This window comes from Hyphomicrobium sp. DMF-1 (genome assembly GCF_027886585.1).
GTDB lineage: Bacteria > Pseudomonadota > Alphaproteobacteria > Rhizobiales > Hyphomicrobiaceae > Hyphomicrobium_C > Hyphomicrobium_C zavarzinii.
Genome location: NZ_CP115706.1, coordinates 2663147 through 2676054 on the forward strand (window position 1 = coordinate 2663147; position 12908 = coordinate 2676054).

The window sequence follows — 12908 nt, forward strand, 5'->3', positions numbered from 1 at the left end:
TCCTCAATTCGCATAATATATATTATGGAAAATAACGAGATGGAGCGACCTTAGAACAGTGTCTTAATGGTTCATTTAGTGGCGCCAGCGAGCCAAGCCCATCGGCCGGCTCGCTGGCTTTTTGCGTTCCGCCCTTACTTCTCGGGCTTCTCGAAGTTGTCGGCGATGAAGCGGTCGAGGAGCTGGACGCCCCAGCCCGATCCCCAGCTCGTGTTGATCTCGTTCTTCGGCGCGTCCATCGCGGTGCCCGCGATATCGAGATGCGCCCAAGGCACGTCCTTCTTGATGAAGCGATTGAGGAACGCGGCCGCTGTGCAGGCGCCGCCCCAGCGGCCACCCATGTTCTTCACATCCGCGTTCTTGCTGTCCATGAGCTTGTCGTAGGACTTGTCGAGCGGCATCCGCCAGACCTTCTCGCCCGTCGTCTTCGAGGCGGCGATGAGCTGGTCGGCCAGCTTGTCGTCGTTGGAGAAGAGGCCGGCGAAATCCTTGCCGAGCGCCACCATGATGGCGCCGGTGAGCGTCGCGAGGTCGATGACGAAGCGCGGCTTGAAGCGCTCCTGCACGTACCAGAGCACATCGGCCAGCACGAGGCGGCCTTCGGCGTCGGTGTTGAGGTTCTCGACCGTCTGACCCGAGAGCGAGACGACGATGTCGCCCGGGCGGATGGCGGAGCCCGAGGGCATGTTCTCGACGATGCCGATGGCGCCGATGGCGTTGACGGGCGCCTTGCGCTCGGCGAGCGCGTACATGAGGCCGACGACAGCGGCGGCGCCGCCCATGTCGCCCTTCATATCCTCCATGCCGGCGGCCGGCTTGATGGAGATGCCGCCGGTGTCGAACACGACGCCCTTGCCGACGAAGGCGAGCGGCTTGGCGCGTTTCGACTTCGCGCCATTCCACTGCATGATGGCGACGCGTGCGGGGCGAACGCTGCCCTGCGCAACGGACAGCAGCGTATTCATGCCGAGCTCTTTCAGCGTCACGTCGTCGAGGATCTCGACCTCGAGGCCGATGCGCTCGAGCTCCTTCACGCGGTCGGCGAACTCGACCGGGCCGAGCACGTTGGCGGGCTCATTGACGAGATCGCGGGCGAAGTGCACGCCCGTGGCGACCGCGCGCTTGGCTTCGAACGCCGCGCGGGCCTTGTCGGGATCGGCGCAGTGAATGGTGAGGTGGACGAGGCCGTCCTTGGCGGGCTTCTGGTCGGCATTTCCGTTGCCGTTGGCAGCCCCCTCCTCGCCTCCGGTCTTCTTGGTCAGGTACTTCTTGAAGGAGTAGTGGCGGAGCAGCGCGCCAAAGGCGAGGTTCGCGGCCACCGCCTCGGGCTTGATGTCGGCACCCGAGACTTCGGCGAAAAGGCTCGCCTCCGCGACTTTGCGCGCCGAGATCTGGCCGAGGGCATAACCGCCGAGGCTTGCCCAATCGCTGTCGCCGTGGTCGCCCGCCTTGCCCGCGCCGATCACGATGAGGCGCTGGATGTCGAGCTTCTGCGGGGCGAGGATCTCGATCGAGGTGTTCTTCTTGCCTTTGAACTCGGCCGCTTCCGCGGCCTTGAGGATCTGCCCGTCGCTCCGCTTGTTGAGGTTCTGAATCGCGGGCGACAGCGCGAGATCCTGGCCGACGAACACGGCCGACGTTGCGGCATGGGCGGCATCGAGACGGGCGAAGGTGATTTCAAGCGGCGTAGTCATCGGTGGGTGGTGCTCCTCGAGGACATGGGGTTCGTGAGAACAGGGGATCGTTGCGGCGGGTCCGGACCTGCCCGCGGAGCGGGTCCGGCGTGTTCGGGGTATCTGCTGGGCCGGAGACGGGTTTCGAGCAGGCTCCGGATGGCCCGGTGCGTGGGCTCGTCTCATGCTCAGCAGACAACGATTAGAGCATCCTATACGCCCAGGATCGGATCAAACTGCTGCGATCAGGGGCCGGCGGCACGATCGGGCTTCAGCCCGCCGCCGGCTTCAAGCCGCGGCCATGCTCGAACAATGGGCAGGCGTTTTCGATCTTCGCTGTGGAAATTAGACGCTTGCGGGGGAAGTGCAAGCCGCGGACGCTCCAAAAGTCAGCCCCACACATTAATCTGCTGATAGGGTTAGGTTTGGCGGGGCTCCGCGGGCGTAGCAGGGGTTGTTTCCGCATTGCATCAATGGGGTTAGAGGCTTGGATTAGAGCCGAAATTCCGCCATTGTCACATGGAACGACGGTGGTTAAGTGCGTACCGCTTCGACGACGGGGGTTCGAGTTTTGCGGGCGGGTGCTCAAGATATCGCCGTGCGCGGCCGTGGCGCCGTCCTCGGCGGCAGTCTTCGCCCTTCGGCTTCGATGGCCGGTTCCTCGACGTCGTCTCACTCGAAGCTCAGCGTGATCACCGTCAGATGACGATTTTCTCACGATATGTTTTTCGGCAGACGCTGAGCGCGCTTTTGCTGGTGCTGCTATCGCTGACCGGCATCGTGTGGATCTCGCTCGCGCTGCGCGAACTCAACGTCGTGACCAGCCTTGGCCAGAGCGCGCTGACGCTCGTCACCATGACGACGCTGGGCCTTCCCAACTTCGTCGCCGTGATTACGCCGTTCGCGCTGCTGATCACGGTGATCCACACGCTCAATCGCCTCAACAGCGACAGCGAGATCATCGTGCTGACGGCGTCGGGCGCCACGGCGTGGACCATCGTCAAGCCGTTGGCGACGCTGGCGCTGATCGTCGTGGCCTTCATCTCCTACGTGAACCACGTGGCCATGCCGTGGAGCCTCAGGCTTCTGCGCGAAATCGTGATGGACGTCCGCACCGATCTCCTGACCCAGGTGATCCAGCCGGGCCGCTTTTCGAGCCCCGAGCGCGGTTTGACGTTTCATATCCGCGAGCGCTCGCTCGATGGGACGCTGCAAGGCCTCGTGATGCACGACGCCCGCAATTCCAAGGAAGTGCAGTCCTATCTCGCCGAAAAAGGCCTCATCCTGAAGGACAAGGGCGAGTCCTATCTGTTCATGACCAACGGGCATATTCTGCGCCGTGAGGGCGGGATCTCCGAGCCGACACAGATCATCGAGTTCGACAAGTACGCGGTCGATCTCGACCGTTTCGAAGCCAAGACGGCAGGACCTGCGGATCTCAAGCCGCGCGAGCGCTACTACGACGAGCTGGTCAATCCCGACCCCAACAGCTCGGCCTACAAAGCCGAGCCCGGCCGCTTCAGGGCCGAGTTGCATGAGCGCTTTTCGAGCGCGCTCTACCCGCTTGCCTTCGTGTTGCTGGCGATCGCGCTCGTCGGCCAGGCGCAAAGCACGCGACAGAACCGTCATGCCCGAATGGGCTTCTGCTTCCTGGCGGGCGTGGGACTGCGGCTATCGGGGCTGGCGGTGAACAACATCGTGGTGCTGCACGCGAGCTTCGTGCCCGTGCTCTACCTCATTCCGCTCACGGCGATTTGCGTTTCGCTGTTCCTGATCGCGCGCGGGACGCGGCCCTCGCGGGGCAACGCGATGCTGGACAAGATTTCCGAGAGCGCGGCGGAGCTTTGGGCGAGCCTTATGCAGCGCTTCTCCCGCCGGCGGGGCGTCGCCGCGCCTGCCGGGTCCAGGAGCTAGCGGCCGATGCCCGGGGTCTCCACGCTCTCCGTCTACATCGGGATGCGCTTCCTGATCGCGATCTTCGCGGTGTTCGGGCTCTGCACGGTCCTGATTTTCATGATCGATTTCGTTGAGCTTTTGCGCCAAGCCGGCAAATACGGCAGCGTGCCGGCCTGGCTTCTCGCCTGGATCACGGCGCTGCGGCTGCCGGCCTACACGGAAATCCTGCTTCCGTTCGCGGTGCTGGTGGGTTCGATCAGTGCACTGCTGATGCTGGCGCGCAAGAGCGAGCTCGCGGTGATGCGCGCGGGCGGCATGTCGGTCTGGCAGTTCCTGCGTCCGGGCGCGGCCGTCGCAATGATGCTCGGGATCCTGAGCTCCACCGTTTTCAACCCTTTGGCGGCTACGGCGAGAGACAGCTCCGAAAAGTTGTATTCAGAGGCGTTCGGGCGTGAATCAAGCCTGCTCGGCAAGGGCGCCTCAGGCACATGGCTGCGCCAGGACGGTCTCGACGGGCAATCGGTACTCACGGCAGGCAGCACCCGGCGGCGGGGAACCGAGCTCACCACGGTTACGGCGTTCGTTTACGATAAAAGCGGGCGCTTCTCGGAGCGAGTCGACGCCAGCCGGGCGAAGCTCGAGGAAGGGTACTGGGTGCTCGAAAGTGCCCTCGTCTCGCGCGTCGGCCGGGAGCCCGAAACCTTCGGAAAATATCTGCTGTCCACCTACCTCACGCCGGAGCGTGTCGTGGACGCCCTCGGAAGCGTCATCTCGGTCTCGTTCTGGGAGCTTCCGGACCTGATTTATGTGACGGAAAAAGCGGGTCTTTCAGCATCAAAATTGCGCATTCAGTATGAGTTGCTGCTGACTCGCCCGCTGCTCTGCGTGGCCATGGTTTTTTTGGCGGCCACTGTGTCGTTGCGGTCATTCCGCTCGGGTGGGATCCAGACTATGGTCGTCACCGGAATGATCGGGGGCTTTGGATTTTTCCTTTTCACGGAGATTTCAAGGCAAATCGGAACGGCGGGCCTCGCCCCAATCTGGGCGGCGGTGTGGGTTCCGGTGGTTCTCGCAATCCTTGTTTCGGTCACGGTGCTCTTGCACCAGGAGGACGGCTGAGTGATGCGTGTTGCGCGCAAAATGCTGGCGACATGCACTGAGTTGGGCAACTCGTGTCCGTGCCGCAAGGCAGTGGGACACGGGCGTTTGCGCGTGCTTTCCGGCGTGGCGGCTACGCTCGCGGCAGCCGCGGCGCTGCTCGCCTCCCATCCGGCCTCCGCACAGAAAAAATCCAACAGCTTCCAGGACGAGGTGACCTCCTCCTCGAAGACCTCGGCTTTCGGCAAGTCGGGCGATGTGTTCGGCAAGCCGCAGAAGATGGACAAGACGCTGCCGCTCTACCTGCAGGGCGACGAGCTGATCTACGACACCAAGGGCAACCGCGTGATCGCGCGCGGCAACGTCGAGATCTACTACAACAAGAACGTTCTTACGGCCGATCAGGTCATCTACGACCAGGGCGCCAACACGCTGACGGCTTCCGGAAACGTCGAGCTCAAGGACGCGAACGGCAACATCATCCGCGCGGACAACTACACGTTGACGGACGACTTCCGTGACGGCTTCGTGCAGTCGCTGTCGGTGGTGACGAGCGACGAATCCCGCATCACCGCGGAGCGGGGCGAGCGGCGCGAGGGCAACGTCACCGAGTTCGCCGAAGCAACCTTCACGGCTTGCAAAAGCGAAGGCAACGTGCCGCCGCTGTGGTGCATCGGCGCCAAGCGCATCGTGCACGACCAGGCCAACGCGACCATTTCGTACCAGGATGCCGAGGTTAAGTTCTACGGCATCACGGTCGGCTATCTGCCTTACTTCGAGCACCCCGATCCGTCGGTGAAGCGCAAGAGCGGCTTCCTCGCGCCGTCGTATGGCAACTCGAACGATCTCGGCGTGTTCGTCGAGATTCCGTACTACTTCGCTCTGTCGCCGAATTACGATTTCACGTTCCATCCCCGCTACATGACCGAGCAGGGCGTGCTGTGGCAGGGTGACTGGCGCCAGAAGCTCTCCAACGGCGAGTACTCGATCAACCTGGCCGCCATCGACCAGGACGCGAGCGATCTCGGACCCGGCAATGAAGATCTGGACGGCTGGCGCGGCAGCGTTGAGACGCGCGGCAAGTTCTCGCTTTCGAGCTGGTGGAGCTACGGCTGGAATGCCATCATCGAAAGCGACGACACGTTCCGCCGGTACTACAAGCTCGACGGCATCCTGCTGACCGACCGCGTCAACGACGTCTGGTTGCAGGGCATGTCGGAGCGTAACTATTTCAGCGCGAAGCTCTATCAGTTCGGCGGGCTGCTGGTGAACGACACCGACGCGTCGGAGTCGCTCGTTCATCCGATCATCGACCACAACTACGTGTTCAAGGATCCGGTACTCGGCGGCGAGCTGCGCTGGAGGTCCAACGCGCTGAGCCTGTCACGTTCTGATGTTCGGCTTGATAATGCGCCTCCGAATTCGGATCTTGTCTCGCAAGACATGAATCGTTTTGTGACGGAAGTGAAATGGCGCCGCCGTTTCACGGACGCGATCGGCATAACCTATACGCCGTTCGGCGAGCTGCGTGGCGACATCTACCAGATCAACTATGAGGACCCGATCGCTGGCGACCTCGATGAGACCTTCTTGCGCGGTCTCGCGACGGGTGGAGCCACGGTGTCCTATCCCTGGGTTGCGAACGTTGGCGCAAGCTCGCACGTGATCGAGCCGATCGGGCAGATCGTGGCTCATAATTCCAGCGTTCGTCAGGATGATCTGCCGGATGAAGACGCCAAGAGCCTGATCTTCGACGATACCAACCTGTTCGAGAGCACCAAGTTCTCGGGCTATGACCGCCTCGAAACGGGCGTTCGAGCCAACGTCGGCGTCCAGTACACGTTCCAGGGTCCGGTGGGCTACGCTCGCGTGCTCGCGGGACAAAGCTTCCATCTCGCTGGCACTAACGCTTACAATGAGCCGGGTAACGACTTTAACTCGGCCAGCGGACTCGAGACTAATAAATCTGACTACGTGCTCGGGTTGTACCTCGCGCCGACAGATGTGTTCCGGGTGATCTCCCAATCTCGTTTTGACGAGGACGACCTCTCCCTGCGACGGCAGGATTTGTCGGCAGCCTTTAACTATGGGCCGATTGTCGCTCAGGTCACATACACTTACGGTGACGTCTACGATTACGACACTGCGACGTACGACCAACAAGAAGACATCCTCGGCTTCGCCTCGCTGCGGATCACCGATCGCTGGACGCTGTCGGGCGCCCTTCGCTACGACCTCGACGCGGGCAGGACGCTCACGGATTCGATCCGTATCGCCTATCTCGACGAATGCTTCATGCTGAGCGCGACCTACAGCGAGACATTCATCAATGATCCGGATCGCGATATCGAGCCGGATCAGACCGTCATGCTGCGCTTCGAGTTCAAGCACCTCGGCGGCTTCAACTACCAGACCAACGTGGTCGACTTCATGGGCGGCGAAGACGCCTCGTCGCTGGGCAGTGCTCTCAACCGCTGATCGGTCAATGCCTTGCCAACGCCATGGTTGGTGTGGATAAGGTCCGCGACCTTTGCATTCTGCTGGTCACCCTTTATTGTCGGGATTCCCGGCGCTTCGAGGAATTGGCCAAGCGTCAGCGCTTTCCGTCGCGCCGTGATCCGTTTTTGCTGGCGAGACAGCATCGATGCCTAATCTGCCCCGTTTCCTCCTTCTGACCTCCGGCGCGCTCCTGCTTGGCGCAGGCCTCGCCCTGCCCGCCTCTGCGGTGGAGCCCAAAACCAAGGCGAAGGGAGGCTCGGTCACGGCCAATGCGGAGCTTGCCAACCCGGCTGCCGGCGGCACGGGCAAGGCGCAGCGCCAGAAAGGCGGCCAGTCGATCGCGGTGCTCGTCAACGACGAGCCGATCACGGCCTACGAGATCGAGCAGCGTGCCTCCTTCATCGCGCTCCAGGGCGGCGGCGGCGGCCAGGATTTCAAGGCGAAGGCCGAGGCACGCTGGAAATCGATCGTGCAGGATCCAAAGACCAACGAGCGCTTCAAGGAGCTGCTCAAGAAGAACAACGTCCAGTCGCAGGAGGAAGCCCGCGCGCTGCAGACGAAGTTCGTCAAAGATCTCCAGGCGAACATGGTTGCCCAGCTCAAGCGGGAGGCACGTTCCGGCGCGGTGGCCGGCTCCCGCAGCAAAGCCCAGGATGAGCTGATCGAGGAGAAGCTGAAGCTGCAGGAAGCCAAGCGGCTCAACGCGGTTACGGACGAGAAAGAGGTCGACCGGATCATCGGCGGCATTGCCGAGCGCAACAAGATGACGATCGACCAGTTCGCCCAGCACATGAAGGGCATGGGTGTCGACATCAACACCATGAAGGCCCGCTTCCGCGCCGAGATCTCCTGGCGCGAGGTGGTCCGCCGCCGTTTCGGCCATCTCGTCGCGATCACGGAGCGCGACGTCGACCAGTTCGTCGCGAATACGTCGTCGCTGGCTCAGAGCGAGGTCGAGTTGCAGGTCCAGCGCATCACGCTGCCACTTCCCTCCTCGCTGGATCAGGCGCAGATCGCCCAGCGCATCGCTGAGGCTGATGCGCTGCACCGGCAGTACAGCGGGTGCGCCTCCATGTCCGCGCTCGCCGCGGCGACAGCGGGTGCCAAGTTCGAGGATCTCGGGATGCGCAAGCCCGCGTCGATTCCCGAGCCGACCCGCAGCCTCCTGCTCAACGCGACCGACGGCGATCTGCTGCCCGCGAGCGTCGGACAGGGCAGTGTCGAGCTTTGGGCGCTCTGCGGACGCAAGGCGCCAGCCGGGCAGGGCTCGGCCCGCGAGAATGCGCAGAACGAGCTTCGCCAGAAGGAGTTCGAGGTTCTCGCCCAGAAGCATCTCAAGGACCTGCGGCAGGACGCGGCCATCGAGATCCGCTGATGGCACGGGGCGCGCATAGCGACCGCTCCGCGACGGCGCGCGTGCCTCTCGTCGCGCTTTCGATGGGAGACCCCGCAGGCATCGGGCTCGACATCACGCTCATGGCCTGGTCGGAGCGGGCGCGTCATGCTTTGACGCCCTTCGTGCTGCTCGGAGATCCGGACGCGCTCGCAGCGCGTGCGCTTGCCCTCGGCCTCGACGCTCCCATCGAGATTGTCAGCGATCTCAGCGACGCGATCGACGCCTTCGAGAGCCGCCTTCCCGTTCATCCCGTGCGCTGCGCGGCTCCCGTGATGGCGGGCCAGGCGGATACACGTAATGCGCCTTCCGTCATTGCCGCTATCGAAACCGCCGTCCTCGCTGTCAAGCGCGGCGAGGCACAGGCGGTGGTCACCAACCCGATCGCAAAGAGCGTGCTCACGGCCCACGGCTTTCCGCATCCCGGCCATACGGAGTTTCTTGGCGCGCTGGCGCGGGAGCATTTCGGAAGTGCGCAGAGCAAGCCGGTGATGCTTCTGGCTTCGGACGAGCTCAAGGTCGTCCCCCTCACCGTGCACATTCCGCTGAAAGATGTGCCTGCCGCGATCTCGACGGACGCTATCATCGAGACGGCGCGCATTCTGAACCGGTCGCTGCGGGACGATTTCGGCTACGTGCGCCCCCGCATTGCGGTGACGGGTCTCAATCCGCACGCAGGCGAGCAAGGCACGATGGGCACCGAGGACGATCGCATCATCGCGCCCGCGATCGCCGCGCTCGCGCGAGAGGGGCTTGCTGTGACAGGGCCGCACCCGGCCGATACGCTCTTTCACGCAGCGGCGCGCAAGACCTACGACGCGGTGCTCGCAATGTATCACGATCAGGCGCTCATCCCGATCAAGACGCTGGCGTTCGACACGGGCGTGAACGTCACCATCGGCTTGCCGTTCGTCAGGACGTCGCCGGATCATGGCACCGCCTTCTCCATCGCGGGCACCGGACAGGCACGCGCGTCGAGCCTCGTCGAAGCCTTGAAGCTCGCCGGCTCCATTGCTGCGCGCCGCGTGGCCTCCCCCGCTCCCGCAGGCGTTTCATGAGCGAGCTTCAGGCCGAGACCAAGAGCGGAGCAAGCCCCGACGGGCTCGATCCCTTACGTGAGGTGATCCGCCGCCACGAGCTCGCGGCGAAGAAGAGCCTGGGGCAGAACTTCATCCTCGATCTCAATCTCACACGGCGGATCGCGCGGGCCGGCGGCTCTGTCGAGGGGCGGACTGTCGTCGAGGTCGGCCCCGGACCTGGCGGCCTCACGCGCGGGTTGCTGCTCGAAGGCGCGGCGCGCGTGATCGCCGTCGAACGCGACTCCCGATGCCTTCCCGCGCTGGCCGAGATCAGCGCACGCTATCCCGGCCAATTGAACGTGCACGAGGGCGATGCCCTCGAGGCGGACTGGCGTGCGCTTCTCGGTGGCAGCGCGCAAAAAGCGGTGATCGCGGCGAACCTTCCCTATGGCGCGGCTACGTCGCTGCTGATCGGATGGCTCGAAACGGAGCCGTGGCCGCCGTGGTGGGATCGCATGGTGCTGATGTTCCAGAAGGAGGTGGCGGAGCGTATCGTCGCCGAGCCGGGCACCAAGGACTACGGACGCCTTTCCGTCATCTCGCAGTGGCGGAGCGAGGCGCACATCGCGCTGACGCTGAAGCCGGAGGCGTTCACGCCGCCGCCCAAGGTCTCGTCTGCCGTGGTCGTGTTCAAGCCGCGGCCGGATCCGCAGCCCGCCTGCTCCGTGAAAACCCTCGGCAAGGTGACGGCGGCGGCTTTCGGTCAGCGCCGCAAGATGCTGCGCGCTTCCCTCAAGACGCTGGTGCCCAATCCGGAAGAGCTGCTGGACGCTGCCGGTATCGCGCCCGACCTCCGGGCCGAGCGGGTGCCCGTGCGCGATTTCGCGAAGCTCGCCCTCGTCTATGAGCGCTCCATCGCGGGGCGCTGACGAAAGCCCTGCGCGTTCTCGTTACTTCACGCCGAGCTTCTTCTGCAGGCTGGACGACGAGGTCGTGTACTGGAAGAGCAGCTTCTTGTTGGGGTGCACGTACTTGTGCGCCTGCTGCGCCATCAGGGCCGCCTCGTGGAAGCCCGAGAGGATGAGCTTCAGCTTGCCCGGATACCAGTTGATATCGCCGATGGCGAAGATGCCCTTCTCGCTGGTCTCGAACTTCTCGGTGTCGACCAGGATGAGGTTTTCATTGAGGTTGAGGCCCCAGGTGGCGACCGGGCCGAGCTTCATGGTGAGGCCGAAGAAGGGCAGCATGGCGTTCGCCGTCACCCGCTGCTCGCCGTCGCCTGTCTTCACCGTGACGGCTTCGAGCGTTCCGTTCTCGCCGTGGAGTTGCGTCATCTGGCCGATGACCAGGCGGACTTTTCCTTCCGCCACGAGGGCACGCATCTGCTCCACCGAATGGGGCGCGCCGCGAAATTCGTCGCGACGGTGCAGCAGCGTGAGCGACTTGGCGATGGGCGCGAGGTTGAGCGTCCAGTCGAGCGCGGAGTCGCCCCCACCCACGATAAGCACGTCCTTGCCGCGCAGCTCCTCCATACGGCGCACCGCGTAGTGCACGGAGGTTCCCTCGTAGGCTTCGATGCCGTCGAGCGGGGGGCGCTTCGGGGTGAACGAGCCGCCGCCCGCGGCGATGACGACGACCTTGGCCAGGATCTCGCGTCCAGCGTCGGTCTTGAGATGGAAGCGGCCGTCTTCCGAGCGTTGCAGCTCGTCGACGCGCTCACCGAACACGAACGAGGCGCCGAAGGGCTTGATCTGCTCCATCAGCCGGTCGGTCAGCTCCTGGCCGGTGACCGTGGGGAGCGCGGGAATGTCGTAGATCGGCTTTTCGGGATAGAGCTCCGAGCACTGGCCGCCGGGCTTACCCAGGATATCGATCACGAGCGATTTGACGTCGACCAGCCCCAGCTCGAACACAGCGAACAGACCCACGGGGCCAGCGCCGATGATCACCGCATCGATCTCCGTCACGCCTGCGTCTGTCGCCTGGCTGGCTTCGTCCAACGCCATGGTCGTCTCCTGTTTCGCGCTCGCCGACGCGTTCTTGCCGCCGAAGAGGCGGCGGGATCTCAGAACTGCTTGGTGGGCACGCGCATGGTGAGCCCGTCGAGGTCGGGCGTGACCTTGATCTGGCAGCTCAGGCGGCTCTCCTTACGCACATCGAAGGCGAAATCGAGCATGTCCTCTTCGATATCGGCGGGCTTGCCGGTTTTTTCCACCCAGGCCGGCTCGATGTAGACGTGGCAGGTCGCGCAGGCACACGCGCCGCCGCACTCCGCCTCGATGCCGGGTACGTCATTCAGCTTTGCCGCCTCCATAACGGTCAGGCCCGGCTCGACCTCGACGGTCTGGCTCGCGCCGTCGGGCTGGATGAAGGTGAGTTTAACCATTACGGCCGGCTCCAATTCCTGATGTTCGCCCGGTTTCCCGGGACGGTCGCGGGCAGGATTAATGGGCTCGTTCGCTTTATTCAAGCTCTGCCACGCCGCGCCCTGTCTGATGCGGGCCGGAGCCGCCGGTTTCAGATTTTCTGATGCGGAAGCGTGCGGTTACGATCCGGGGCGGGCAGGCTCGGAAGGAAAGGCTTCCTCCACATAGCTTTGGACGTGCTCGCATGCCTCTTCCAGGCGGGCGAGCAGCCGCTCGCGCTCCTCCTCGTCGGTCGCGCCCGAGGTCTGTTCGGCTTCGAGGGCGATCTGGCTCACCTGCCAGGCGCCGACGGCGCGGGCGGAGCCCTTGATGGTATGGGCCGCCACATGCCATTCGCGGTCGGTGACTGCGAAGCGAAGCTGCTCGATGCTGAGCGGGAGCTGCGCGAGGAACAGGCCCAGGATTTCCCGCTCCAGGCTCGGGCTGCCGAGCGTATAGCGGGCCAGATGCGCGCGGTCGATCGGGCCCGCGCCCTCCCCCGCCATTACGGGAGACGGCTCACCCAGGCCAAGCGCCAAGCGCTCATGGCGACGGTGGGTCGCGCTCTGTCTTTGGGTCGTCATCTGCCGCGTGGCCTGCGTTGGGACGTATTTATCGGTGGATCAAAAAAGCGCCTTTCGGCCGGTCCCGGCGGCGTCAGGGGCGAGCACCCCGGAAGCGAGGGCTTCCGCAGGTCATGGCCCATCCTGCCCGTAACGCGCTAAATAGTTGTAAACCAATCATCTCTAAGTCGCTTCTTGGGGGAAAGGTTTCTTTAAGGCTACGGGTTCTGGGCGGCGTTGGGGCGAACTTCATTTGGCCCCAAAGACGGCCTACTCGGCATAGAGCCTAGGAGGAGGCTCGAACCCTGAAAAAAGGGCGTTGATGGGGCCTGCTCATGGGAGAAAACCCGTTTGAGCACAAG

Annotated in this window: 10 protein-coding genes; 6 read left to right on the forward strand and 4 right to left on the reverse strand. The window is 63.8% G+C overall.

The features are described 5' to 3' along the window. Positions 1–134: 134 nt before the first annotated feature. On the reverse strand, positions 135–1694 hold the full coding sequence (locus PE058_RS12150; RefSeq protein WP_020087687.1) for a leucyl aminopeptidase: 1560 nt from the start codon (positions 1692–1694) through the stop codon (positions 135–137). Between the two features lie 681 nt (positions 1695–2375). Between PE058_RS12150 and lptF the strand changes: the two genes are divergently transcribed. The 6 genes from lptF to rsmA all read left to right on the forward strand — a co-directional run bounded on the left by lptF (position 2376) and on the right by rsmA (position 10507). Then, positions 2376–3587: an LPS export ABC transporter permease LptF gene (lptF, locus tag PE058_RS12155; RefSeq protein WP_020087686.1), complete on the forward strand. Its 1212-nt coding sequence runs from the start codon at positions 2376–2378 to the stop codon at positions 3585–3587. Positions 3588–3593: 6 nt separating this feature from the next. Continuing rightward, positions 3594–4688 carry an LPS export ABC transporter permease LptG gene (gene lptG, locus PE058_RS12160; RefSeq protein WP_020087685.1) on the forward strand — a complete coding sequence of 365 codons (1095 nt, stop codon included), beginning with the start codon at positions 3594–3596 and terminating at the stop codon, positions 4686–4688. A 93-nt stretch (positions 4689–4781) separates the two neighbouring features. Beyond that, the gene (locus tag PE058_RS12165) at positions 4782–7145 is read left to right on the forward strand and encodes an LPS-assembly protein LptD (RefSeq protein WP_271030615.1); all 2364 of its coding nucleotides are present in this window, start codon (positions 4782–4784) and stop codon (positions 7143–7145) included. Between the two features lie 166 nt (positions 7146–7311). Next, complete coding sequence (locus tag PE058_RS12170) at positions 7312–8541, forward strand: hypothetical protein (protein WP_020087683.1); 1230 nt, start codon at positions 7312–7314, stop codon at positions 8539–8541. Continuing rightward, positions 8541–9617 carry a 4-hydroxythreonine-4-phosphate dehydrogenase PdxA gene (gene pdxA, locus PE058_RS12175; RefSeq protein WP_271028509.1) on the forward strand — a complete coding sequence of 359 codons (1077 nt, stop codon included), beginning with the start codon at positions 8541–8543 and terminating at the stop codon, positions 9615–9617. Before PE058_RS12170 ends, pdxA begins: the two co-directional genes overlap by 1 nt. Continuing rightward, positions 9614–10507, forward strand: coding sequence for a 16S rRNA (adenine(1518)-N(6)/adenine(1519)-N(6))-dimethyltransferase RsmA (gene rsmA / locus PE058_RS12180; protein ID WP_271028510.1), 894 nt, complete (start codon positions 9614–9616; stop codon positions 10505–10507). The genes pdxA and rsmA overlap by 4 nt, the downstream gene beginning before the upstream one ends. 21 nt (positions 10508–10528) lie before the next feature. On the opposite strand, the gene PE058_RS12185 is transcribed toward rsmA, so the two are convergent. The 3 genes from PE058_RS12185 to PE058_RS12195 all read right to left on the reverse strand — a co-directional run bounded on the left by PE058_RS12185 (position 10529) and on the right by PE058_RS12195 (position 12567). Then, positions 10529–11584 carry an NAD(P)/FAD-dependent oxidoreductase gene (locus tag PE058_RS12185; RefSeq protein WP_020087680.1) on the reverse strand — a complete coding sequence of 352 codons (1056 nt, stop codon included), beginning with the start codon at positions 11582–11584 and terminating at the stop codon, positions 10529–10531. A 59-nt stretch (positions 11585–11643) separates the two neighbouring features. After that, on the reverse strand, positions 11644–11964 hold the full coding sequence (locus PE058_RS12190; protein WP_020087679.1) for a 2Fe-2S iron-sulfur cluster-binding protein: 321 nt from the start codon (positions 11962–11964) through the stop codon (positions 11644–11646). Positions 11965–12123: 159 nt separating this feature from the next. Then, positions 12124–12567, reverse strand: coding sequence for an Hpt domain-containing protein (locus PE058_RS12195; RefSeq protein ID WP_156827566.1), 444 nt, complete (start codon positions 12565–12567; stop codon positions 12124–12126). Positions 12568–12908 lie beyond the last annotated feature (341 nt).